We start from the raw sequence: 23,383 nt of genomic DNA, 5'->3' as shown, positions 1-23,383 counted from the left end.
ACGGTTACCAGAGATAGGGCTTATGCATAAAAAAATAAGCCCGTGTAAGGGAGATTTAGGGTGTCACCAGTAGGGGCTTTCAACGGTACAATGCGGGTTTGAGCGGCATAAATTACCACTGAAAGCCCTTAAACGTTACTCTACTGTGGACACTGTGTGGACACTCTCGGCCTCAGTACCACCTCTTAGCGGATTAAGAGAAATGGCGTCCTGAAGGTACTCTGGCGCAAAATGAGCGTAAACCATAGTTTGCTCAATCCGCGTGTGACCTAGTATCCGTTGTAGCGTGATAATACTTCCTCCATTAATCATGAAATGAGTGGCAAAGCTGTGCCTTAGTGCATGTGTGGCTTGCCCCGTTGGCAAATCCGGTTTTATTGCTTTCATTGTTCGTCTGAAGCGAGGGTAATCAGCATCAGGGAATAAAAAACCTCGTTTGTTATCCGCGATCATTTTGGCAACAGCCTCTGAGATCGGGACGGTGCGTGGTTTGTTTGTTTTCGTTTTAACAAACGTGACGCGGTTATGGATGATATTTTCTGCTTTCAAACGAGCTGCTTCTCCCCAACGTGCTCCTGTACTCAGGCAAAGAATCGCAATCTTTTTATTGTCGCCGTCAAGTGCTGCAAGCAGTAAGGCAATTTCTTCCTGTGTGAGATAGCCTGTTTCTGGTTTTTCCTCCTTAAGCCTCTTTGTCCCTCTGATAGGGTGCTCACCAAAGAATAACTCCGCTTCAATCAGGGCTGTAAACATGCCGCTAATACATGTTAAATCACGATTGATACTCGAAGGTTTAATACCCTGACTTCTTCGGGTGGCGCAGTACTGGCTGATAAGGGATTTCGTGATTTGAAATGCGCATGGGTCATTCGTTATTTTTGTGAAGATTTCAATTTTTCCAAGATTAGATTTCCCATGCTCTTCGTGTTTACCCTTTAAATCCCACCAGATCTGTGTCAGTTCCGACAGACGTCGTTTGTCTGTTGGTTTTGATAGCCATTCTTTATTGTGGTGGTTGTACAACGTGTATTTTTCGAAAGCGACAGCTTCGCTTTTCTTATCAAACTTCCTACGGATGCGTTTTCCGTTACGTCCAGTAGGGCGGATGTCCACTTCATATCGACCATCATCGAGTTTTTTGATTGCCATCAGAAAACCCTCCGAGTGGTACTTTTTTTTGCTACTACTAATCGCTTTTTTCGTGGTGGCTGAAATTTAGCCACCAATAGTAGGCACTTGTGATGAATATATTCACGATAAATTGTTAACCAGTCTTTTGACCGGAGTGGGGCGACGTTGTTTCGTTTTGCCCAAAGTGTGCGAGAGCGGGCGCAATTTGCCCGGACTCAGGAGCGATCTGATTTGTCATGAACCATAAAGTGTATTTGGTGAATTGTGGGGTCTGCAGGATGTTCATCATGACATCTGTTGGAGGTGTTGAACGACCACTTTCATAGTAACTCAGCGTGCCATACGGAACCCCTGTTAAATCAGCAAGTTGTTGTCTGCTCAAATACTCAGATTTTCGCATTAAGACTATCTTCTCGCTTATCGTGTTTGACATAGTGTTTAGATCTCAATAGTATTTAGTTTAGATGTAGATTGTTTAGTGCTTGGATGTGGGCACTAAAAGGCATTATAAGGCATTAAACGCAATTCATGAGGGCTGGAGGACGACATGAGCAAGCAAGTAACACTCATGACTGATGCGATTCCTTATCAGGAGTTCGCAAAACTAATAGGAAAATCGACAGGAGCGGTTCGTCGGATGATCGATAAAGGAAAGCTGCCTGTAATTGATATGACCGATCCACAATCAGCTTCAGGTCGTGCAGGTGAATATTGGGTATACCTTCCGGCATGGAATAACGGACTAAAACTGGCTTATGAAAGCCGCCCTAAAGAGATTCGTGACGGCTGGTTGATGTGGTTAGGTCTCGGTGAACCACGTTAAGGAGAACCGTATGAATGAGCCTCGTTGTATTGCTCAGTTACTGCGTAACGAAAGCCCCAGGGCGATTGACTTCACCATTACCCACGGTAAGGGACGCAAGGGAATCATTATCCGCACCAAAAAACAGAGTCCGTTAAAGAAGGCTCTGACCTTTCTGAAAAGTCGGAGGGTCTGGAAATGACAGTGATGACGCTCAATCTTGTTGAAAAACAGCCAGCAGCTATGCGCCGGATAATTGGTAAGCATCTGGCCGTCCCTCGCTGGCAGGAGACATGCGATTATTATAATCAGATGATGGAACGTGAACGGCTAACGGTTTGCTTCCATGCGCAGTTAAAACAGCGTCACGCAACGATGCGTTTTGAAGAAATGAATGATGTCGAACGTGAACGACTGGTATGTGCAATTGATGAATTGCGTGGGGCATTCTCAAAACGCCGTCAGGTTGGCGCAAGTGAGTATGCATATATTAGTTTTTTAACAGTCAGTCAGCGTCGTACTTTATTTATGCATGCCGGATTGACTGAAAAAGAATTCAACCAGCCATACTGGCGAATTAATGAAGAGTCATGTTACTGGCGTGATGCTTTATTCCGTGCATTACGTGAATTATTCAGCCTGTTTGAGTATGCACCGACAATTCTGACGTCGGTAAAACCAGAGCAATATCTGCATTAAGTAATTAACCAGAGTTTTTAACGCACTTAATCGTGCGGGGCTTCTTTTTGCCTGGAGAAAGTTATGCATACAGTTTCTGAAAATCAGTGCGGTAAATACGCATTACTGCTGCAACAGGCCAGAACCGAAGCACAGGCCGACGCTGCGACGCGCTTTTCTTCTCATCTTGATGCCATGATTCGCCACATCACAAAGGCGGAGTTATCCCGCGTGGAGATAGTCGAGCTGCTCAGTCAGGAGTCGGAAAAATTTCACAATATCGGATTGTCTCGCGGGGAGGTGCTTTGATGTCCTGTTCTCGTTCAGTTGTATTACTGAATAACGCCTTAAAAATCGCCGTTATGAAAAATGGCGATTTGTCTCTTATTCAACTTGGTCTTGATAAAGAAAAACGCGAAATAACTGAGTCTGTTATCGCGATTTATCAGAACGAATTAAACCTCCTGTCTGATGTGGTCAATTTACTTGTTAAACGCGCTGTATTCCACAAGCAAATTTCCTCAGTGGATGAACTGACAAAATTAACGACAGAACTTGCCAGCTATTGCGCTGATGAATTTAAAAAACTGAACGACAAAAGGAACTGGTAATGCCGGACAACGTAGATTTTATTCAGGAACAACAGACTGAATTACTGGAGCGCCAGATTAACGCGGCAAGGGTAAAACATTGCGGTGTTTCTTCGCTGGTTTGCGAAGAGTGTGACGCGCCAATACCTGCTGCCCGTCGTGCGGCTTATCCGTCAGCCACGCGTTGTGTTTCCTGTCAGTCAGTCTTTGAAGCAAAAAACAAACATTACCGGAGAATGGCATGAGCATTCGTATTGAAATTGGCGAACGTTATGTCGTTACCAGTGACAGCTTTCAGTTTATTCTCCACGAGAAAAAGAGAGCGGAAAGCGGTAAAAACGCCGGTCAGGAATGGCTGGCGGTGGTTGGTTATTACCCGAAATTAAGCCAGCTCGTTTCCGGCCTGATGCATCACGATATTCTGACCGGAAGCGCAAAGTCTTTTGCTGATTTAAACGCGCAGGTTGAGCAACTCAGCAGGCGTTGTTCAGAGGCTTTTGGCTCATATGGCCGTTAAAGCCTCCGGGCGTTTTGTCCCTCCGTCAGCATTTGCCGCAGGCACCGGTAAGACGTTTACCGGTGCTTATGCATGGAACGCGCCACGCGAGGCTGTCGGGCGCGAAAGACCCCTTACACGTGACGAGATGCGTCAGGTGCAAGGTGTTTTATCCACGATTAACCGCCTGCCTTACTTTTTGCGCTCGCTGTTTACTTCACGTTATGACTACATCCGGCGCAATAAAAGCCCGGTGCACGGGTTTTATTTCCTCACATCCACTTTTCAGCGTCGTTTATGGCCGCGCATTGAGCGTGTGAATCAGCGCCATGAAATGAACACCGACGCGTCGTTGCTGTTTCTGGCAGAGCGTGACCACTATGCGCGCCTGCCGGGAATGAATGACAAGGAGCTGAAAAAGTTTGCTGCCCGTATCTCATCGCAGCTTTTCATGATGTATGAGGAACTCTGCGATGCCTGGGTTGATGCACATGGCGAAAAAGAATCGCTGTTTACGGATGAGGCGCAGGCTCACCTTTATGGTCATGTTGCTGGCGCTGCACGTGCTTTCAATATTTCCCCGCTCTACTGGAAAAAATACCGTAAAGGACAGATGACCACGAGGCAGGCATATTCTGCCATTGCCCGCCTGTTTAACGATGAGTGGTGGACTCATCAGCTTAAAGGCCAGCGTATGCGCTGGCATGAGGCGTTACTGATAGCTGTCGGGGAGGTCAATAAAGACCGTTCTCCTTATGCCAGTAAACATGCCATTCGTGATGTGCGTGCGCGCCGCCAGGCAAATCTGGAATTTCTTAAATCATGTGACCTTGAAAACAGGGAAACCGGCGAGCGCATCGACCTTATCAGTAAGGTGATGGGCAGTATTTCTAATCCTGAAATTCGCCGGATGGAGCTGATGAACACCATTGCCGGTATTGAGCGTTACGCCGCAGCAGAGGGTGATGTGGGGATGTTTATCACGCTGACCGCGCCGTCAAAGTATCACCCGACACGTCAGGTCAGAAAAGGCGAAAGTAAAACCGTCCAGCTAAATCACGGCTGGAACGATGAGGCATTTAATCCAAAGGATGCGCAGCGTTATCTCTGCCGTATCTGGAGCCTGATGCGCACGGCATTCAAGGATAATGATTTACAGGTCTACGGTTTGCGTGTCGTCGAGCCACACCACGACGGAACGCCGCACTGGCATATGATGCTTTTTTGTAATCCGCGCCAGCGTAACCAGATTATCGAAATCATGCGTCGCTATGCGCTCAAAGAGGATGGCGACGAAAGAGGAGCTGCGCGAAACCGTTTTCAGGCGAAACACCTTAACCGGGGCGGTGCTGCGGGGTATATCGCGAAATACATCTCAAAAAATATCGACGGCTATGCACTGGATGGTCAGCTCGATAACGATACCGGTAAGCCGCTTAAAGATACTGCCGCGGCTGTTACCGCATGGGCGTCAACGTGGCGCATCCCACAATTTAAAACGGTTGGTCTGCCGACAATGGGGGCTTACCGTGAACTACGCAAATTGCCGCGCGGCGTCAGCATTGCTGATGAGTTTGACGAGCGCGTCGAGGCTGCTCGCGCCGCCGCAGACAGTGGTGATTTTGCGTTGTATATCAGCGCGCAGGGTGGGGCAAATGTCCCGCGCGATTGTCAGACTGTCAGGGTCGCCCGTAGCCCGTCGGATGAAGTTAACGAGTACGAGGAAGAAGTCGAGAGAGTGGTCGGCATTTACGCGCCGCATCTCGGCGCGCGTCATATTCATATCACCAGAACGACGGACTGGCGCATTGTGCCGAAAGTGCCGGTCGTTGAGCCTTTGACTTTAAAAAGCGGCATCGCCGCGCCTCGGAGTCCTGTCAATAACTGTGGAAAGTTCACCGGCGGTGACGTTCCGGTTATGCACCCTACACCGTCTGAGCATGCCGCAGCGGTGTTAAATCTGGTTGATAGTGGTGTTATCGGATGGGATGACCCGGAAGTTGTGACGGTGCTCAGGAGTGCATTAAAACATGGTGCACCGAGACCGAATTGGCAACAAAGAAACTGCGAACCATTAAAACCGTACCAGATAGCGCCATCAGGGCGGATGACAAAGGCTGAACGTTCGCAGATTCCACGCATCCATTTCGAGCTGGCACTAATTGGTAAAACCTATCAATAGTGATTTAATGAAATTTCGGAGTCATAAATATTGTGTATTTAACTAGATGATTGCAATATAAGTGCTTATTATTTATGCGATTATAGCCATAACGGAGCTGAGTATGAGTGTTGCAAGGCATCATCATTTTTTATCCCAATGTTATTTGAAAGGGTTTACAAGTAATGGGGGGAAAAAATCAAAATTAACTGTAATAGATTTAAAGGAGCGCAAAACCTTTGAGAGTAATACTCGCAATGTCGGGGGGGTTAGAGATTTCAACCGATTAGAATTGGATGGAGTTGACCCAAACTATCTCGAGAGTTCTCTTGCAGAGTTTGAAGGCAGTGTCGCTACTCATTTAAGAAAACTTGAGGAGGGGGGCGAGTTTTCAGGCGAAACCAAAGATGTTATTCTGGAGTTTATTTCCTTATTGGCAATACGTACGCCTGCTCAGCGAGAACATTTATCATCTCCATTGAAACAAATAGCAAAGTTTATCATGAAATCCTCAGTTAGTTCGGCTGAGCGTTGGGACGATTGCAAATTAGCTTATGAGAAAGAAATGGGTGAGTCTTTGCCATATGATCTCGCTTACGAAAAAATTAAAAATTTTGTGGATGGGGATAATTTCGAAATCAATGTAATCAGAGAGTTCATGATAGATATGGAAATGAAATGTGTACCTGTTATCACCAAGTTGTTGCATCAACGCAACTGGTCACTTATGACCATATCTGATGGGCAAGGGTCATTTATAACTTCAGATAACCCAGTTTGCTTAATGTGGACTAATCCTGAATTAGCACGAGGCCCTTATTCCCCCGGGTTTGGTGTAAAAGACACTTTAGTTTTGTTCCCAGTATCAAAAAACCTTCTTTTGGCGGGCGAGTTTGATGGTCATGAGGGTGTATTCAGTTGTAATGAGGAGCAGGCTGCGGTCTTCAATACTTCAGTCATTCGGCATACCGCAGAAAGAATATTTTCATCTAATGATAATTTCAAATTTTTAGACTCATCTAAAAAAATGAAGCAAGGCAAAAGCCTGGTTTGATAGCGGTTTTTCTATGATTTTACTAGGAGAATTCTACCCTTAATCAGTGTGTTTAAAATGATTAATTGTCATAACATTTTTTCATTTTTAGGTGTGCCTAGAAATGCATTCAATTGCATGCGTTTTCCTCCCCTGTTGCGTCTGAGCGCCACCAGTGCCGGCGCGCCTCCGGTGTATTCGTGCACCTGCATTAAAACCGACCCATAAAGCGGGCGGGCGAGGCGGGGAAAGCACTGCGCGCTGGCGGTGGTGCTGATTTTATTTTTTCAGCGTCTGAGCGCGTCGTGATGGCGTTTAGATTGTTCGCCGGGGCCGTTGGTGTGTCTGCGGGGTGTTTTGTGCGGTGGTGAGCGTATGAGGGCGTGATGACGGGGTGTAAAAAAGCCGCCCGCAGGCGGCGATGTTCAGCTGTTGTCAGTGTCCAGTGAGTAGTTTTTAAAGCGGATGACTTCCTGGCCGAGCCAGCCGTTTATCTCGCGGATCCTGTCCTGTAGCGGGATAAGCTCATTGCGGACAAAGACCTTTGCCACTTTCTCAATATCGCCCAGCGACCCGACGTTCTCCGGCTTGCCGCCCATCAACTGAAAGGGGATGCGGTGCGCGTCCAGCAGGTCAGCGGCGCTGGCTTTTTTGATATTAAAAAAATCGTCCTTCGTTGCCACTTCACTGAGCGGGATAATTTTAATGCCGTCGGCTTTCCCCTGTGGGGCATAGAGAAACAGGTTTTTAAAGTTGTTGCGGCCTTTCGACTTCACCATGTTTTCGCGGAGCATTTCGATATCGTTGCGATCCTGCACGGCATCGGTGACGTACATGATGTATCCGGCATGTGCGCCGTTTTCGTAATACTTGCGGCGGAACAGCGTGGCCGATTCATTCAGCCAGGCAGAGTTAAGGGCGCTGAGATATTCCGGCAGGCCGTACAGCTCCTGATTAATATCGGGCTCCAGCAGGTGAAATACGGAGCCGGGCGTGAAAGGTGTCGGCTCGTTGAAGGACGGTACCCACCAGTAAACATCCTCCTCCACACCACGGCGGGTATATTTTGCCGGTGAGGTTTCCAGTCTGATGACCTTACCGGTGGTGCTGTATCGCTTTTCCAGAAACGCATTACCGAACACCAGAAAATCCAGCACAAAGCGGCTGAAATCCTGCTGGGAAAGCCACGGATGCGGGATAAATGTCGAGGCCAGAATATTGCGTTTAACGTAAATCGGTGAGCTGTGATGCACGGCAGCACGCAGACTTTTTGCCAGACCGGTAAAGCTGACCGGTGGCTCATACCATCTGCCGTTACTGATGCACTCGACGTAATCCAGAATGTCACGGCGGTCGAGTACCGGCACCGGCTCACCAAAGGTGAATGCCTCCATTTTCGGGGCGCTGGCGGTCATTTTTTTTGCCGCAGGTTGCGGTGTTTTCCCTTTTTTCTTGCTCATCAGTAAAACTCCAGAATGGTGGATGTCAGCGGGGTGCTGATACCGGCGGTGAGTGGCTCATTTAACAGGGCGTGCATGGTCGCCCAGGCGAGGTCGGCGTGGCTGGCTTCCTCGCTGCGGCTGGCCTCATAGGTGGCGATGCGTCCGCTGCTGGTCATGGTCTTGCGGATAGCCATAAACGAGCTGGTGATGTCGGTGGCGCTGACGTCATATTCCAGACAGCCACGGCGGATAACGTCTTTTGCCTTGAGCACCATTGCGGTTTTCATTTCCGGTGTGTAGCGGATATCGCGCGCGGCAGGATAGAACGAGCGCACGAGCTGGAACACGCCGACACCGAGGCCGGTGGCATCAATACCGATGTATTCGACGTTATATTTTTCGGTGAGTTTGCGGATGGATTCAGCCTGGGTGGCAAAGTCCATGCCTTTCCACTGGTGACGCTCAAGTATTCTGAATTTGCCACCGGCCACCACCGGCGGTGCCAGCACCACGCATCCGGCACTGTCGCCACGGTGTGACGGGTCGTAACCAATCCATACCGGGCGGGAGCCGAACGGATTGGCGGCAAAGGGTGCATAGTCTTCCCATTCTTCCAGCGTGTCGACCATGCAGCGTTGCAGCTCCTCGAACGGGAACACCGATGCCTTGTCGTCAACAAATTCACACATGAACAGGTTTTTAAAATCGTCGGCGCTGTTTTCGCGTTTGAGCTGCTCAATGTCGAACAGCGTGCAGCCGCCTTTCAGGGCGTCCTCAATGGTGACAATCTGCCGCCACTGGCCGTCCGCACAGAGAAGACCTCCGGCAAGGGCGTTATGACTGACGTCGATTTCCACGCGTTCGGCGGCGCTGGCGCGTCCCCGGTTGAACAGTTCACCCGACCAGAACGGGTAGGCGTCGTGCGCCAGCGTGGACGGGGTGGAGAAATAGGTCGAGCGCAGGTGGCTCTGTGAGGCCATACCTGATGCCACCTTACGCAGTACCTGAAAATTCGGGATCCAGAAAATCTCATCGACGTACAGGTCGCCGTTATGGCTCTGTGCGGTGTTGGAGTTGGTGCCGAGAAAAATCAGTTTTGCGCCGTTATTGCCCAGGACAATCGGGTCACCGGTAAGGTCAACGTCAACCAGACGGGCAAAGGCGATGATGTATTCACGGAACACATACGCCTGCGTTTTACTGGCCGACAGAAAAATCTGGTTATGGCCGGTTTTCAGGGCGCGCAGCAGCGCCTCGCGGGAAAAATAAAACGTCGCGCCAATCTGGCGGGATTTCAGGATATCGCGGATGCGGTGCTCAAGCCCGGCGCGATACCAGTGCAACTGATAGTCGAAAGACTGCTCAAAGAAAATCTGCTCCAGCTTTTCGATGGCCTCGTCACTGAAAAAATTCTTTTTCGGTTTGCGACGCCCGCCTTTGTTGCGGTTAGCGACGTTCGGATTAAGGTCTGCCTCGTTGCCGGTCTGACTGTAACGGTTGACCCGTGCCAGTCGTTCAATCTGGCGTCCGAGCAGGTCAATTTCCTTGAAGTCACCGCCGGTTTTCTGCGGTTTGATGATGAGCTGGGTCAGCCGCGCTTCCAGACTCATTTCGACACGGCTGATGGGGGCAACGCTGTCCCAGCCGTCGCGCTGCTTCCAGCTCTGCACCGTCGGGCGTTTCATCTGCAACATGGCGGCAATCTGCGGCACGGAAAATCCCTGCCAGTACAGCAGCGCCGCCTGACGACGCGGGTCGTGTAAAAGAGTGGTGTCTGTGGTGATGGTCATGAATACCTCGCCGTGATGAATACACGGCAAGGCTACTGAGTCGCGCCCCGCGATTCGCTAAGGTGCTGTTGTGTCAGTGATAAGCCATCCGGGACTGATGGCGGAGGATGCGCATCGTCGGGAAACTGATGCCGACATGTGACTCCTCTAATCACTATTCAGGACTCCTGACAATGGCAAAAAAAGTCTCAAAATTCTTTCGTATCGGCGTTGAGGGTGACACCTGTGACGGGCGTGTCATCAGTGCGCAGGATATTCAGGAAATGGCCGAAACCTTTGACCCGCGTGTCTACGGTTGCCGCATTAACCTGGAACATCTGCGCGGCATCCTGCCTGACGGTATTTTTAAACGTTATGGCGATGTGGTCGAACTGAAGGCCGAAAAGATTGATGACGATTCGGCGCTGAAAGGCAAATGGGCGCTGTTTGCGAAAATCACCCCGACCGATGACCTTATCGCGATGAACAAGGCCGCGCAGAAGGTCTACACCTCAATGGAAATTCAGCCGAACTTTGCCAACACCGGCAAATGTTATCTGGTGGGGCTGGCCGTCACCGATGACCCGGCAAGCCTCGGCACGGAATACCTGGAATTCTGCCGCACGGCAAAACACAACCCCCTGAACCGCTTCAAATTAAGCCCTGAAAACCTGATTTCAGTGGCAACGCCCGTTGAGCTGGAATTTGAAGACCTGCCTGAAACCGTGTTCACCGCCCTGACCGAAAAGGTGAAATCCATTTTTGGCCGCAAACAGGCCAGCGATGACGCCCGTCTGAATGACGTGCATGAAGCGGTGACCGCTGTTGCTGAACATGTGCAGGAAAAACTGAGCGCCACTGAGCAGCGCCTCGCTGAGGTGGAAACCGCCTTTTCCGCACTTAAGCAGGAGGTGACTGACAGGGCGGATGAAACCAGTCAGGCATTCAGCCGCCTGAAAAACAGTCTCGACAACACCGAAAGTCTGACCCAGCAGCGCCGCAGCAAGGCCACCGGTGGTGGCGGTGACGCCCTGATGACGAACTGCTGACCGGCGTCAGTCAGTCCGGGAAAACCTTCACGATTAACCCTTAATTTCAGGAAAAACTATGCGCCAGGAAACCCGCTTTAAATTTAATGCCTACCTGTCCCGTGTTGCCGAACTGAACGGCATCGACGCCGGTGATGTGTCGAAAAAATTCACCGTTGAACCGTCGGTCACCCAGACCCTGATGAACACCATGCAGGAGTCCTCTGACTTTCTGACCCGCATCAACATTGTGCCGGTCAGCGAAATGAAAGGGGAAAAAATTGGTATTGGTGTCACCGGCTCCATCGCCAGCACCACCGACACCGCCGGTGGCACCGAGCGTCAGCCGAAGGACTTCTCGAAGCTGGCGTCAAACAAGTACGAATGCGACCAGATTAACTTCGATTTTTATATCCGCTACAAAACGCTGGACCTGTGGGCGCGTTATCAGGATTTCCAGCTCCGTGTCCGTAACGCCATTATCAAACGCCAGTCCCTTGATTTAATCATGGCCGGTTTTAACGGCGTGAGGCGTGCCGAAACCTCTGACCGCAGCAGTAACCAGATGCTGCAGGATGTGGCGGTCGGCTGGCTGCAGAAATACCGCAATGAAGCCCCGGCGCGCGTGATGAGCAAGGTTACTGACGAGGAAGGTCACACGACCTCTGAGGTCATCCGCGTGGGTAAGGGCGGTGATTATGCCAGCCTCGATGCACTGGTGATGGATGCGACCAACAACCTGATTGAGCCGTGGTATCAGGAAGACCCTGACCTTGTGGTGATTGTGGGGCGTCAGCTACTGGCGGACAAGTATTTCCCCATCGTCAACAAGGAGCAGGACAACAGCGAGATGCTGGCCGCTGACGTCATCATCAGCCAGAAACGCATCGGTAACCTGCCGGCAGTGCGCGTCCCGTACTTCCCGGCGGATGCGATGCTCATCACGAAGCTGGAAAACCTGTCCATCTACTACATGGATGACAGCCATCGCCGCGTGATTGTGGAAAACCCGAAACTCGACCGCGTGGAGAACTACGAGTCAATGAACATTGATTACGTGGTGGAAGACTACGCCGCCGGTTGTCTGGTGGAAAAAATCAAGGTCGGTGACTTCTCCACACCGGCTAAAGCGACCGCAGAGCCGGGAGCGTAACCGATGACGAGTCCCGCACAGCGCCACATGATGCGGGTCTCGGCAGCGATGACCGCGCAGCGGGAAGCCGCCCCGCTGCGACATGCAACTGTCTATGAGCAGATGCTGGTTAAGCTCGCCGCAGACCAGCGCACACTGAAAGCGATTTATTCAAAAGAGCTGAAGGCCGCGAAAAAACGCGAACTGCTGCCGTTCTGGTTGCCGTGGGTGAACGGCGTGCTGGAGCAGGGCAAAGGTGCACAGGATGACATTCTGATGACGGTCATGCTGTGGCGTCTGGATACCGGCGATATTGCCGGTGCGCTGGAGATTGCCCGTTATGCCCTGAAGTACGGTCTGACCATGCCGGGTAAACACCGCCGCACCCCGCCGTACATGTTCACCGAGGAGGTCGCGCTTGCGGCCATGCGTGCCCACGCTGCCGGTGAGTCTGTGGATACCCGCCTGCTGACGGAGACCCTTGAACTGACTGCCGCTGCTGACATGCCTGATGAAGTGCGCGCAAAGCTGCACAAAATCACCGGTCTGTTTCTGCGTGACGGTGGTGATGCCGCCGGTGCGCTGGCGCACCTGCAACGTGCGACACAGCTCGACTGTCAGGCAGGCGTCAAAAAAGAGATTGAACGACTGGAGCGGGAGCTGAAACCGAAGCCGGAGCCGCAGCCGCAGCCAAAAGCGGCCACCCGTACCCCGCGTAAGACCCGGAGCGTGACACCGGCAAAACGTGGACGCCCGAAAAAGAAAGCCAGTTAACAACCGAATGCGCCCCGCGCCAGGGCGGCACGCCGGTCAGTGAGGGTGAATCATCTGACACTGCACCGGCGTCCACCGCCCGACTTTTCAGAGGTAGTCATGATGACGCTGATTATTCCGCGAAAGGAGGCTCCCGTGTCCGGTGAGGGTACGGTGGTCATCCCGCAACCGGCAGGCGACGAGCCGGTGATTAAAAACACGTTCTTTTTTCCCGATATCGACCCGAAGCGCGTCCGGGAACGTATGCGCCTTGAGCAGACTGTCGCCCCCGCCCGTCTGCGTGAGGCCATCAAGTCAGGCATGGCGGAAACAAATGCGGAGCTGTACGAGTACCGCGAACAGAAAATTGCCGCCGGTTTTACGCGTCTGGCGGACGTCCCGGCGGACGACATCGACGGTGAAAGCATCAGGGTTTTTTACTACGAGCGCGCCGTGTGTGCGATGGCGACCGCGTCGCTGTATGAGCGTTATCGCGGCGTGGATGCCAGTGCGAAAGGCGACAAGAAGGCTGACAGCATTGACAGCACCATTGATGAGCTGTGGCGGGATATGCGCTGGGCGGTGGCGCGCATCCAGGACAAGCCGCGCTGCATCGTGAGTCAAATCTGATGAAGACCTTTGCGCTACAGGGCGACACGCTCGACGCCATTTGTGTCCGGTATTACGGGCGCACTGAGGGCGTGGTTGAGACCGTGCTCGCCGCAAATCCGGGACTGGCTGAACTGGGCGCGGTGCTGCCGCACGGCACCGCCGTCGAACTGCCCGACGTTCAGACCGCGCCCGTGGCTGAAACTGTCAATCTGTGGGAGTAACGCATGACAGCAGAAGAAAAAAGCGTCCTGTCGCTTTTCATGATTGGGGTGCTGATTGTTGTCGGCAAGGTGCTTGCCGGTGGTGAACCCATCACCCCGCGTCTGTTTATCGGGCGCATGTTGCTCGGTGGTTTTGTCTCGATGGTTGCCGGTGTTGTTCTGGTGCAGTTTCCTGACCTGTCATTGCCTGCGGTGTGCGGCATCGGCTCCATGCTGGGTATCGCCGGTTATCAGGTGATTGAGATTGCCATTCAGCGCCGCTTTAAGGGCAGGGGGAAACCGTAATGCCGGTTATTAACACGCATCAGAATATCGCCGCCTTTCTCGACATGCTGGCCGTGTCCGAAGGGACGGCGAACCATCCGCTGACGAAAAACCGGGGCTATGACGTGATAGTCACCGGACTGGACGGAAAGCCGGAAATTTTCACCGACTACAGTGACCACCCGTTCGCACATGGCCGACCGGCGAAGGTGTTTAACCGTCGCGGTGAAAAATCCACGGCCTCCGGTCGCTATCAGCAGCTTTACCTGTTCTGGCCGCATTACCGCAAACAGCTTGCCCTGCCGGATTTCAGTCCGTTGTCACAGGACAGACTCGCCATTCAGTTGATCCGCGAACGCGGTGCGCTGGATGACATCCGGGCGGGACGTATTGAGCGCGCCATTTCACGCTGTCGCAATATCTGGGCGTCCCTGCCGGGTGCCGGTTACGGTCAGCGTGAGCATTCACTGGAAAAACTGGTCACCGTCTGGCGTACCGCTGGCGGCGTACCGGCTTAAACGGAGTAAACACCATGAAGAAATTATCCCTTTCACAGATGCTGAACGTGTCGCTGGCGCTGATGCTGGCACTGTCCCTGATTTACCCGCAGAGCGTGGCCGTCAATTTTGTCGCCGCCTGGGCGATTCTGGCGACGGTTATCTGTGTGGTTACCGGTGGTGTCGGGGTGTATGCCACTGAGTATGTGCTGGAACGCTACGGGCGGGAGCTGCCGCCGGAATCGCTGGCCGTGAAGATTGTCACGTCGCTGTTTTTGCAGCCGGTGCCGTGGCGCAGACGGGCGGCGGCTCTGGTGGTGATGGTGGCGACGTTTATCGCGCTGGTCGCTGCCGGGTGGATTTTTACCGCGCTGATTTATCTTGTGGCGTCGGTGTTCTTCCGGCTGATACGTACGGCCTGCCGTCAGCGTTTTGAGGGGCGGGAACCATGTCAAAGCTGATGATTGTGCTGGTTGTGTTGTTATCACTGGCGGTGCCGGGGCTGTTTCTGGTGAAGCATGAAAATGCCAGCCTGCGCACCTCACTGGACAGGGCGAACAGCGTCGCCAGCGGGCAGCAGACGACCATCACCATGCTGAAAAATCAGCTTCATGTTGCACTCACCAGGGCAGACAAAAACGAGCTGGCGCAGGTGGCACTGCGTCAGGAACTGGAGAACGCCGCGAAGCGTGAAGCACTGCGCGAGAAAACCATCACGAGGTTACTTAATGAAAACGAGGATTTCCGCCGCTGGTATGGCGCTGACCTGCCTGATGCTGTGCGCCGGTTGCACCAGCGTCCGGCCTGCACTGACGCCAGTGATTGTCGCCAACGCCTGCCCGAAAGTGAGCCTTTGCCCGATGCCGGGCAGTGACCCGCAGAAGAACGGCGATTTAAGTGCCGATATCCGGCAGCTTGAGAACGCGCTGGCACGCTGTGCCAGCCAGGTAAAAATGATTAAACACTGTCAGGACGAAAACGATGCTCAAACCCGACAGCCTGCGCAGGGCGCTGACTGATGCCGTCACGGTGCTGAAAACTAACCCCGATATGCTGCGGATATTCGTGGATAACGGGAGTATTGCCTCCACACTGGCGACGTCGCTGTCGTTCGAAAAGCGTTACACGCTCAATGTCATTGTGACCGACTTTACCGGTGATTTTGACCTGCTCATCGTGCCGGTGCTGGCGTGGCTGCGGGAAAATCAGCCCGACATCATGACCACGAAAAAGGGCTTCACGTTTTATGCAGACATCAACAATGACAGCAGCTTTGATATCAGCATCAGCCTGATGCTGACCGAGCGCACGCTGGTCAGTGAGGTGGACGGCGCGCTGCATGTGAAGAATATCCCGGAACCTCCGCCGCCGGAGCCGGTCACCCGCCCGATGGAGCTTTATATCAATGGCGAACTGGTGAGTAAGTGGGATGAATGAGTTTAAGCGTTTTGAAGACAGGCTGACCGGACTGATTGAGTCGCTGTCACCGTCAGGGCGTCGGCGACTGAGCGCCGAACTGGCGAAACGTCTGCGTCAGAGTCAGCAGCGTCGGGTGATGGCACAGAAAGCCCCGGACGGCACACCCTACGCACCACGCCAGCAGCAGAGCGCCAGAAAAAAGACCGGTCGCGTTAAGCGAAAAATGTTTGCGAAACTTATCACCAGTCGTTTTTTGCATATCCGCGCCAGCCCTGAACAGGCATCAATGGAGTTTTACGGCGGGAAGTCACCGAAAATAGCCAGTGTGCATCAGTTCGGTCTGTCGGAAGAAACCCGGAAAGACGGTAAGAAAATTGAATATCCGGCGCGTCCTCTGCTCGGCTTTACCGGTGAGGATGTGCAGATGATTGAAGAGATTATCCTGGCTCACCTGAATCGTTAGCTTTAATCATCTGAGAATATAAGATAGAAATCAATTGATTAGCATAATTTATTTTGAATTTTCATGTTAATAAATAAAAGGCCAGTTATTGGCCTTTTATCATTACTTTCCATTTTTAATGAATTGATTAACGATGCTATTTGCTCAATGCCATCAAATGTAGATGGTATCTTATCATCGGATAGCATGATGTTTGAAAATACTACGTCTTCGAATTTTGAAAGCGCTTCCGGATTGTTTTTCCTTATCTCTGAGGAATAGTCGCTATAACTCTGAATGAACTGACAAAGGCTCTTTCTGAGTTCTATTTGCATAATCTGAGTTCGTAACGATATATGATTTAGCAGTACAACTCTAAAGTAATACATGAAAATCAATGTAACTGATGCAAAAGGTAGTGCTGACATAAAATATGTGGCAGCATTTGTCGTTTCGAGAGCTGGTAATTTATGCATTCCATAGTATATCAGCGGGGAGGGAATGATTATAGCCAAGATGATAAGAATTATTCTTGATAGCATGATTTCACTTTCTTTCTTTTTGCCAAGTGAATTAAAGCCTTCAAACAATCCAACAAAATTAAATGCGACCTCATACCCTTTTAATGACTCTTTGATTGACTCTATTTTGGCATGTTGCTCCTTTAAGAAGGAGTCGCACTTTTCGAAAAATTGACGCCCTTCGTTTAAACTATCAATGTATTTTTTATATGTGTCAACATTGCTGGAGCTTAAAACTTCTTTAACCATTGCTAATGGCAGTTCTCTAAGAGAAAAGTCTATCTGTGCTCTGCTCCGCTCATCGAATTCATTATAGTTATACAGAGCAAAATCCTTGATGGTTCTTAGTGGTGAAAAGTGAGACTCTATTTCCGGAGAGAGAATGCTTGGTTCAATGATAAATCTAAAAAAGCAAGTGAATATAAGGTTGATGCTGTTGTTATCTTCTCCCTTTTCTCTTAAGAAACTTTTAAAGGTGTCGCCAATCATAGCAATGTTGTACTGGGATTTTTTGTCCCAATCTTCAGGGTTTTCGGAAATGAAGTTTATTGCTTGAGCAATTATTTTGTTTCTGCTTGATTCAAAGTTTGTGCCGGGAGTCAGCGTGTTCAAAAAGACCAGATAATCTTTGAACAATTCTTTCATTGTTTCTGACGAGAAAAAGTAAGTACTCATAATGGATTTTGTTGTCCCTTGTTGTTCTGTGCACCAGAAATCGTGGTGTGATTTACTTCGAGATTGTACAGAATCATTATTATCGAATGAATGCACAATACAATGAAATTCTTCGCTTTATACGCAATATGATTCGCACTGGCATTATCGTCGAAACCGACCTTAATGCCGGTCGCTGCCGTGTGCAGACCGGCGGCATGTGCACCGACTGGCTTCAGTGGCTGACCCATCGCGCCGGTCGTTCGCGCACATGGTGGGCACCTTCCGTGGGGGAACAGGTGCTGATTCTGGCCGTGGGCGGTGAACTCGACACGGCGTTCGTTCTGCCGGGGATTTATTCCGGCGATAACCCCGCGCCGTCGGCGTCGGCGGATGCCCTGCATATCCGTTTCCCTGACGGGGCGGTGATTGAGTATGAACCTGAAACCAGTGCACTCACGGTAAGCGGAATTAAAACGGCCAGCGTGACGGCTTCTGATTCTGTTACTGCCACGGTGCCGGTGGTCATGGTGAAAGCATCAACCCGCGTCACCCTGGACACACCGGAGGTGGTCTGCACCAACAAGCTGATTACCGGCACGCTGGAAGTGCAGAAGGGCGGGACGATGCGCGGCAACATTGAACACACCGGCGGTGAACTTTCATCAAACGGGAAGGTACTGCATACCCATAAACACCCCGGCGACAGCGGCGGCACAACCGGGAGTCCTCTATGACAGCGCGTTATCTCGGAATGAATCGCAGTGATGGCCTGACGGTCACTGACCTTGAGCATATCAGCCAGAGTATCGGCGATATCCTGCGCACACCGGTCGGCTCACGGGTGATGCGTCGTGATTACGGCTCGTTGCTGGCATCAATGATTGACCAGCCGCAGACCCCGGCGCTTGAGTTGCAGATTAAGGTCGCCTGTTACATGGCAGTGCTGAAATGGGAACCCCGCGTCACCCTGTCATCCGTCACCACGGCGCGCAGTTTTGACGGGCGAATGACGGTCACGTTAACCGGTCAGCACAACGACACCGGCCAGCCACTTTCGTTAACCATCCCTGTGAGTTGAAACCATGCCGATTATCGACCTGAACCAGCTACCCGCACCGGATGTGGTCGAGGAGCTGGACTTTGAAACCATTCTTGCCGAACGCAAGGCGACACTGATTTCCCTTTACCCGGAAGACCAGCAGGAGGCGGTCGCCCGTACCCTGACGCTTGAATCTGAGCCTCTCGTCAAACTGCTGGAGGAAAATGCTTATCGTGAGCTTATCTGGCGTCAGCGTGTGAATGAGGCCGCACGGGCGGTGATGCTGGCCTGTGCTGCCGGTAATGACCTTGATGTGATTGGTGCCAATTACAACACCGCGCGCCTGATTATCACCCCGGCAGATGATTCGACCCTCCCGCCGACACCGGCCGAGATGGAATCTGACACCGATTATCGTCTGCGTATTCAGCAGGCGTTTGAAGGTTTAAGCGTCGCCGGGTCGGTGGGGGCCTATCAGTATCATGGTCGAAGTGCCGACGGGCGTGTCGCAGATATCTCTGTCACCAGTCCTTCTCCGGCCTGCGTCACCATCTCTGTGCTGTCACGTGAAAATAACGGTGTCGCATCCGAAGACCTGCTGGCGGTGGTGCGTAACGCCCTTAATGGCGAGGACGTCAGGCCGGTAGCCGACCGCGTGACCGTGCAGTCTGCCGCCATCGTTGAATACCAGATAAACGCCACGCTTTACCTTTACCCTGGTCCCGAAAGCGAACCCATCCGCGCTGCCGCCGTGAAAAAACTGGAAGCGTACATCACGGCACAGCACCGGCTGGGGCGCGACATCCGTCTGTCTGCCATTTATGCCGCTTTGCATGTGGAAGGCGTGCAGCGTGTCGAACTGGCTGCACCACTGGCCGACATTGTGCTCAACAGTACGCAGGCGTCTTTCTGTACCGAATACCGCGTCGTGACCGGAGGCTCGGATGAGTGATTCGCGCCTGCTGCCGACCGGCTCATCACCGCTTGAAGTCGCCGCCGCAAAAGCCTGTGCGGAAATTGAAAAAACGCCGGTCAGTATTCGTGATCTGTGGAACCCGGATACCTGTCCGGCAAATCTGCTGCCGTGGCTGGCGTGGGCGTTTTCGGTCGACAGGCGGGATGAAAAGTGGCCGGAAGCGACCAAACGCGCCGTTATTCGCGATGCCTATTTCATCCACTGTCATAAAGGCACTATAGGTGCAATCCGGCGTGTGGTGGAGCCGCTGGGCTATCTCATCAACGTGACGGAGTGGTGGGAAACCAGTGACCCGCCAGGCACCTTCCGGCTTGATATTGGCGTACTGGAAAGCGGCATCACAGAGGCAATGTATCAGGAAATGGAACGGCTTATTGCTGATGCCAAACCTGCAAGCCGTCATCTTATTGGCCTGAACATTACCCGGGATATTCCCGGCTACCTGTTCGCCGGTGGTGTGGCTTACGACGGCGATGTAATTACGGTTTACCCCGGATAAGTGAGGAATAATGAGCACAAAATTCAAAACCGTTATCACCACTGCCGGTGCAGCAAAGCTGGCAGCGGCAACCGCACCGGGAGGGCGGAAGGTCAACATTACCACGATGGCCGTCGGGGATGGCGGTGGTAAATTGCCTGTCCCGGATGCCGGACAGACCGGGCTTATCCATGAAGTCTGGCGACATGCGCTGAACAAAATCAGCCAGGACAAACGAAACAGTAATTATATTATCGCAGAGCTGGTTATTCCGCCGGAGGTGGGCGGTTTCTGGATGCGTGAACTTGGCCTGTACGATGATGCGGGAACGCTAATTGCCGTGGCGAACATGGCCGAAAGTTATAAGCCAGCCCTTGCCGAAGGCTCAGGGCGTTCGCAGACCTGCCGCATGGTCATCATCGTCAGCAGTGTGGCCTCAGTGGAGCTGACCATTGACACCACAACGGTGATGGCAACGCAGGATTACGTTGATGACAAAATTGCAGAACATGAACAGTCACGACGTCACCCTGACGCCTCGCTGACCGCAAAAGGTTTTACTCAGTTAAGCAGTGCGACCAACAGCACGTCTGAAACACTGGCTGCAACTCCGAAAGCGGTTAAGGCCGCATATGACCTTGCTAACGGGAAATATACCGCACAGGACGCTACCACCGCGCGAAAAGGCCTTGTTCAGCTCAGTAGTGCGACTAACAGCACGTCTGAAACGCTCGCCGCAACGCCGAAAGCGGTAAAGGCAGCATATGACCTTGCTAACGGGAAATACACTGCACAGGATGCCACAACAGCGCGAAAAGGCCTTGTTCAGCTCAGTAGCGCCACCAACAGCGATTCTGAAACGCTTGCGGCAACGCCAAAGGCGGTTAAGACAGCATATGACCTTGCTAACGGGAAATACACTGCACAGGATGCCACCACGGCGCGAAAAGGTCTTGTCCAGCTCAGTAGCGCCACCAACAGTGATTCTGAAACGCAGGCTGCAACGCCAAAGGCGGTGAAGTCTGCCTATGACAATGCTGAAAAACGTCTTCAGAAAGATCAGAACGGTGCGGATATTCCGGGAAAGGATACCTTCACGAAAAATATCGGTGCCTGTCGTGCTTATAGCGGCGCTTTGAGCACTGAAGCCGGAAACTGGACAACCGCTCAGTTTATTGAATGGCTGGATTCCCGTGGTGCATTTAATCATCCGTACTGGATGTGCAAAGGCTCCTGGTCATATGCAAATAACAAAATCATTACGGATACTGGCTGTGGCAATATTCATCTTGCTGGCGCTGTTATTGAGGTAATGGGCATAAAGTCTGCAATGACTATTCGTATTACCACACCAACAACATCAAGCGGTGGGGGCGCTACAAGCGCGCAATTTACTTATATTAACCACGGGGACAACTATGCTCCTGGCTGGCGGCGTGACTGGAACCGTTACGGCGATTCTATGTCTGGAACTATTAATCAGGATAGTGGAAGCCAGAATGCCTATATGTCTACGGCCTTATGTTCCGGCACCAGAGGCGGCAAAAAATATCTCAGAAAGTTTCGTGGTGGAGAAGGAGACACTATCTGGCATGAAACAGTACAGGGCGGGGTAATTCGCTGGGCGACAGGTAATACTGATGCTCAGGAAGAATTATCACTCAGCTCTGCTTATGGTCTTCGTTCAAGAGGTGAAATTACATCGCTCAGTGCTAATGGTCTGCGCATTGCTTATGGCAATTATGGATTCTTTATCAGGAATGATGGCGGCAGCACATATTTAATGCTGACGGCCTCTGGCGATAAATTTGGAACATGGAACGGTTTAAGACCGCTGACTATCAATAACGCCAATGGCGGAGTGTCAATGGGGCATGGCCTGAGTGTTACTGGACGTGTTAACCCATCAGATTACGGAAATTTTGATTCCCGCTATGTGAAAGATGTTCGCCTGGGTACGCGTGTTGTTCAGACCATGCAAAAAGGCGTGATGTATGAGAAATCAGGCCATGTAATTACAGGGCTTGGCATTGTCGGCGAAGTTGATGGCGATGATCCGGCAGTATTCAGACCAATACAAAAATACATTAATGGCACATGGTATAACGTCGCACAGGTGTAATTTATGCAGCATTTAAAAAATATTACTGCGGGTAATCCCAAAACTGTTGCCCAATATCAACTGACAAAAAATTTTGATGTTATCTGGTTATGGTCTGAAGACGGAAAAAACTGGTATGAGGAAGTAAGTAATTTTCAGGAAGACACGATAAAGATTGTTTACGACGAGAATAATATAATTGTCGGCATCACCAGAGATGCTTCAACGCTTAACCCTGAAGGTTTTAGCGTTGTCGAGGTTCCTGATATTACCGCCAACCGACGTGCTGATGACTCAGGTAAATGGATGTTTAAGGATGGTGCCGTGATTAAGCGGATTTATACGGCAGACGAACAGCAGCAACTGGCAGAATCACAAAAGGCAACTTTACTTTCCGAAGCTGAATCCGTGATTTTGCCGCTGGAGCGCGCTGTCAGGCTGAATATGGCAACAGATGAGGAGCGCAGCCGACTGGAAGCATGGGAACGCTACAGCGTTCTGGTCAGTCGTGTGGATCCTGCAAATCCTGAATGGCCGGAAATGCCGCAATAAGTTGTATGAGCTGACATACCTATAGCACAGAGTAAAGTCTAATCTGACAGTCCGCTCTGTGCCAAGAGCAGACGCTGGTAATTCGTGCCTAATATACTTCACTTAACTTATATCCCAGCTTTGATACAGATCATACAAATTAAATGCCCCAGTAATTGGCAGGCTGAGTAACTTAAAACTCCTTAGAATATAGGATGATTTGTATCGGCACTAGACTGGCCCCCTGAATCTCCAGACAACCAGTATCACTTAAATAAGTGATAGTCTTAATACTAGTTTTTAGACTAGTCATTGGAGTACAGATGATTGATGTCTTAGGGCCGGAGAAACGCAGACGGCGTACCACACAGGAAAAGATCGCAATTGTTCAGCAGAGCTTTGAACCGGGGATGACGGTCTCCCTCGTTGCCCGGCAACATGGTGTAGCAGCCAGCCAGTTATTTCTCTGGCGTAAGCAATACCAGGAAGGAAGTCTTACTGCTGTGGCCGCCGGAGAACAGGTTGTTCCTGCCTCTGAACTTGCTGCCGCCATGAAGCAGATTAAAGAACTCCAGCGCCTGCTCGGCAAGAAAACGATGGAAAATGAACT

At 51.4% G+C, this 23,383-nt stretch carries 33 protein-coding genes; 28 read left to right on the top strand and 5 right to left on the bottom strand.

Annotated features, from left to right (window positions below; all coding sequences use genetic code 11):
- Positions 1-135: 135 nt before the first annotated feature.
- The gene (locus BFF42_RS25560; protein WP_000985261.1) at positions 136-1,149 is read right to left on the bottom strand and encodes a site-specific integrase; all 1,014 of its coding nucleotides are present in this window, start codon (positions 1,147-1,149) and stop codon (positions 136-138) included.
- Positions 1,150-1,264: 115 nt separating this feature from the next.
- Positions 1,265-1,564, bottom strand: a complete 300-nt coding sequence (locus BFF42_RS25555) for a helix-turn-helix domain-containing protein (protein ID WP_001306384.1) — start codon at positions 1,562-1,564, stop codon at positions 1,265-1,267.
- 114 nt (positions 1,565-1,678) lie between these two features.
- On the opposite strand from BFF42_RS25555, the gene BFF42_RS25550 reads away from it, so the two are divergent.
- From BFF42_RS25550 to BFF42_RS25515, 9 genes are all read left to right on the top strand, one after another.
- Positions 1,679-1,954 (top strand): regulatory phage cox family protein, encoded by a 276-nt coding sequence (locus BFF42_RS25550; RefSeq protein ID WP_000043869.1) that lies wholly within the window; start codon positions 1,679-1,681, stop codon positions 1,952-1,954.
- A 10-nt stretch (positions 1,955-1,964) separates the two neighbouring features.
- Positions 1,965-2,135, top strand: coding sequence for a hypothetical protein (locus BFF42_RS27155; protein WP_001005162.1), 171 nt, complete (start codon positions 1,965-1,967; stop codon positions 2,133-2,135).
- Positions 2,132-2,632, top strand: coding sequence for a hypothetical protein (locus BFF42_RS25545; RefSeq protein WP_000217677.1), 501 nt, complete (start codon positions 2,132-2,134; stop codon positions 2,630-2,632). Before BFF42_RS27155 ends, BFF42_RS25545 begins: the two co-directional genes overlap by 4 nt.
- A 63-nt stretch (positions 2,633-2,695) precedes the next feature.
- Positions 2,696-2,920, top strand: coding sequence for a DUF2732 family protein (locus tag BFF42_RS25540; RefSeq protein ID WP_000557703.1), 225 nt, complete (start codon positions 2,696-2,698; stop codon positions 2,918-2,920).
- Positions 2,920-3,222 carry a DUF5405 family protein gene (locus BFF42_RS25535; protein WP_001277959.1) on the top strand — a complete coding sequence of 101 codons (303 nt, stop codon included), beginning with the start codon at positions 2,920-2,922 and terminating at the stop codon, positions 3,220-3,222. Before BFF42_RS25540 ends, BFF42_RS25535 begins: the two co-directional genes overlap by 1 nt.
- Entirely contained in the window at positions 3,222-3,446 is a 225-nt protein-coding gene (locus BFF42_RS25530) for a TraR/DksA family transcriptional regulator (protein WP_001113278.1), read from the top strand. Before BFF42_RS25535 ends, BFF42_RS25530 begins: the two co-directional genes overlap by 1 nt.
- A complete protein-coding gene (locus BFF42_RS25525) occupies positions 3,443-3,718 on the top strand; it encodes a DUF5405 family protein (protein WP_000027667.1) in 276 nt (91 codons plus the stop codon). Before BFF42_RS25530 ends, BFF42_RS25525 begins: the two co-directional genes overlap by 4 nt.
- Entirely contained in the window at positions 3,708-5,879 is a 2,172-nt protein-coding gene (locus BFF42_RS25520; protein ID WP_000268616.1) for a replication endonuclease, read from the top strand. Before BFF42_RS25525 ends, BFF42_RS25520 begins: the two co-directional genes overlap by 11 nt.
- A gap of 103 nt (positions 5,880-5,982) precedes the next feature.
- Positions 5,983-6,912, top strand: coding sequence for a DUF4238 domain-containing protein (locus BFF42_RS25515; protein ID WP_001515549.1), 930 nt, complete (start codon positions 5,983-5,985; stop codon positions 6,910-6,912).
- A gap of 404 nt (positions 6,913-7,316) precedes the next feature.
- Here the strand turns inward: BFF42_RS25515 and BFF42_RS25510 are convergent, their stop codons facing one another.
- Both BFF42_RS25510 and BFF42_RS25505 read right to left on the bottom strand, forming a co-directional pair.
- Complete coding sequence (locus tag BFF42_RS25510) at positions 7,317-8,351, bottom strand: phage portal protein (RefSeq protein ID WP_000038167.1); 1,035 nt, start codon at positions 8,349-8,351, stop codon at positions 7,317-7,319.
- Positions 8,351-10,123 (bottom strand): terminase ATPase subunit family protein, encoded by a 1,773-nt coding sequence (locus BFF42_RS25505; protein WP_000156858.1) that lies wholly within the window; start codon positions 10,121-10,123, stop codon positions 8,351-8,353. Before BFF42_RS25505 ends, BFF42_RS25510 begins: the two co-directional genes overlap by 1 nt.
- Before the next feature lie 173 nt (positions 10,124-10,296).
- Between BFF42_RS25505 and BFF42_RS25500 the strand changes: the two genes are divergently transcribed.
- The 12 genes from BFF42_RS25500 to BFF42_RS25445 all read left to right on the top strand — a co-directional run bounded on the left by BFF42_RS25500 (position 10,297) and on the right by BFF42_RS25445 (position 16,491).
- Positions 10,297-11,151 (top strand): GPO family capsid scaffolding protein, encoded by an 855-nt coding sequence (locus BFF42_RS25500; RefSeq protein ID WP_001085978.1) that lies wholly within the window; start codon positions 10,297-10,299, stop codon positions 11,149-11,151.
- A gap of 58 nt (positions 11,152-11,209) precedes the next feature.
- Positions 11,210-12,283: a phage major capsid protein, P2 family gene (locus tag BFF42_RS25495; RefSeq protein WP_001248589.1), complete on the top strand. Its 1,074-nt coding sequence runs from the start codon at positions 11,210-11,212 to the stop codon at positions 12,281-12,283.
- Positions 12,284-12,286: 3 nt separating this feature from the next.
- Positions 12,287-13,036 carry a phage terminase small subunit gene (locus BFF42_RS25490; protein ID WP_000203457.1) on the top strand — a complete coding sequence of 250 codons (750 nt, stop codon included), beginning with the start codon at positions 12,287-12,289 and terminating at the stop codon, positions 13,034-13,036.
- Positions 13,037-13,135: 99 nt separating this feature from the next.
- Complete coding sequence (locus BFF42_RS25485; protein ID WP_000988639.1) at positions 13,136-13,645, top strand: head completion/stabilization protein; 510 nt, start codon at positions 13,136-13,138, stop codon at positions 13,643-13,645.
- On the top strand, positions 13,645-13,848 hold the full coding sequence (locus tag BFF42_RS25480; protein ID WP_000846409.1) for a tail protein X: 204 nt from the start codon (positions 13,645-13,647) through the stop codon (positions 13,846-13,848). Before BFF42_RS25485 ends, BFF42_RS25480 begins: the two co-directional genes overlap by 1 nt.
- A gap of 3 nt (positions 13,849-13,851) precedes the next feature.
- Complete coding sequence (locus tag BFF42_RS25475; protein ID WP_000123123.1) at positions 13,852-14,133, top strand: phage holin family protein; 282 nt, start codon at positions 13,852-13,854, stop codon at positions 14,131-14,133.
- Positions 14,133-14,630: a glycoside hydrolase family 24 protein gene (locus BFF42_RS25470; protein ID WP_001144101.1), complete on the top strand. Its 498-nt coding sequence runs from the start codon at positions 14,133-14,135 to the stop codon at positions 14,628-14,630. The genes BFF42_RS25475 and BFF42_RS25470 overlap by 1 nt, the downstream gene beginning before the upstream one ends.
- 14 nt (positions 14,631-14,644) lie before the next feature.
- Complete coding sequence (locus tag BFF42_RS25465; protein WP_000736628.1) at positions 14,645-15,070, top strand: DNZ54_00345 family protein; 426 nt, start codon at positions 14,645-14,647, stop codon at positions 15,068-15,070.
- The gene (lysB, locus tag BFF42_RS28065; protein ID WP_000040671.1) at positions 15,058-15,483 is read left to right on the top strand and encodes an Rz-like lysis system protein LysB; all 426 of its coding nucleotides are present in this window, start codon (positions 15,058-15,060) and stop codon (positions 15,481-15,483) included. The genes BFF42_RS25465 and lysB overlap by 13 nt, the downstream gene beginning before the upstream one ends.
- Positions 15,365-15,628 carry an Rz1-like lysis system protein LysC gene (gene lysC, locus BFF42_RS27440; RefSeq protein WP_225390765.1) on the top strand — a complete coding sequence of 88 codons (264 nt, stop codon included), beginning with the start codon at positions 15,365-15,367 and terminating at the stop codon, positions 15,626-15,628. Before lysB ends, lysC begins: the two co-directional genes overlap by 119 nt.
- Positions 15,591-16,046, top strand: coding sequence for a phage tail protein (locus BFF42_RS25450; RefSeq protein ID WP_039060539.1), 456 nt, complete (start codon positions 15,591-15,593; stop codon positions 16,044-16,046). The genes lysC and BFF42_RS25450 overlap by 38 nt, the downstream gene beginning before the upstream one ends.
- Positions 16,039-16,491 carry a phage virion morphogenesis protein gene (locus BFF42_RS25445; RefSeq protein ID WP_001001790.1) on the top strand — a complete coding sequence of 151 codons (453 nt, stop codon included), beginning with the start codon at positions 16,039-16,041 and terminating at the stop codon, positions 16,489-16,491. The genes BFF42_RS25450 and BFF42_RS25445 overlap by 8 nt, the downstream gene beginning before the upstream one ends.
- Before the next feature lie 38 nt (positions 16,492-16,529).
- On the opposite strand, the gene BFF42_RS25440 is transcribed toward BFF42_RS25445, so the two are convergent.
- A complete protein-coding gene (locus BFF42_RS25440; protein ID WP_241557078.1) occupies positions 16,530-17,636 on the bottom strand; it encodes a hypothetical protein in 1,107 nt (368 codons plus the stop codon).
- 116 nt (positions 17,637-17,752) lie between these two features.
- On the opposite strand from BFF42_RS25440, the gene BFF42_RS25435 reads away from it, so the two are divergent.
- The 7 genes from BFF42_RS25435 to BFF42_RS25405 form a co-directional block, all read left to right on the top strand.
- Entirely contained in the window at positions 17,753-18,382 is a 630-nt protein-coding gene (locus BFF42_RS25435; protein ID WP_024259820.1) for a phage baseplate assembly protein V, read from the top strand.
- Positions 18,379-18,726 carry a GPW/gp25 family protein gene (locus tag BFF42_RS25430; protein WP_000127163.1) on the top strand — a complete coding sequence of 116 codons (348 nt, stop codon included), beginning with the start codon at positions 18,379-18,381 and terminating at the stop codon, positions 18,724-18,726. The genes BFF42_RS25435 and BFF42_RS25430 overlap by 4 nt, the downstream gene beginning before the upstream one ends.
- A gap of 4 nt (positions 18,727-18,730) precedes the next feature.
- Positions 18,731-19,639, top strand: a complete 909-nt coding sequence (locus tag BFF42_RS25425) for a baseplate assembly protein (RefSeq protein WP_001121467.1) — start codon at positions 18,731-18,733, stop codon at positions 19,637-19,639.
- The gene (locus tag BFF42_RS25420) at positions 19,632-20,162 is read left to right on the top strand and encodes a phage tail protein I (protein WP_039060592.1); all 531 of its coding nucleotides are present in this window, start codon (positions 19,632-19,634) and stop codon (positions 20,160-20,162) included. Before BFF42_RS25425 ends, BFF42_RS25420 begins: the two co-directional genes overlap by 8 nt.
- A gap of 10 nt (positions 20,163-20,172) precedes the next feature.
- Entirely contained in the window at positions 20,173-22,263 is a 2,091-nt protein-coding gene (locus BFF42_RS25415; RefSeq protein WP_000104687.1) for a tail fiber protein, read from the top strand.
- A 3-nt stretch (positions 22,264-22,266) separates the two neighbouring features.
- Positions 22,267-22,794 (top strand): tail fiber assembly protein, encoded by a 528-nt coding sequence (locus tag BFF42_RS25410; RefSeq protein ID WP_001164147.1) that lies wholly within the window; start codon positions 22,267-22,269, stop codon positions 22,792-22,794.
- A 302-nt stretch (positions 22,795-23,096) separates the two neighbouring features.
- On the top strand, positions 23,097-23,383 hold a 287-nt coding region (locus BFF42_RS25405; protein WP_000567737.1), incomplete at its 3' end, for a transposase.

This window comes from Shigella sp. FC1661, assembly GCF_001712525.1.
Classification (GTDB): domain Bacteria; phylum Pseudomonadota; class Gammaproteobacteria; order Enterobacterales; family Enterobacteriaceae; genus Escherichia; species Escherichia coli.
Note: the sequence above shows the minus strand (reverse complement) of the source record. Positions and strands in the feature narration are given on the sequence as shown.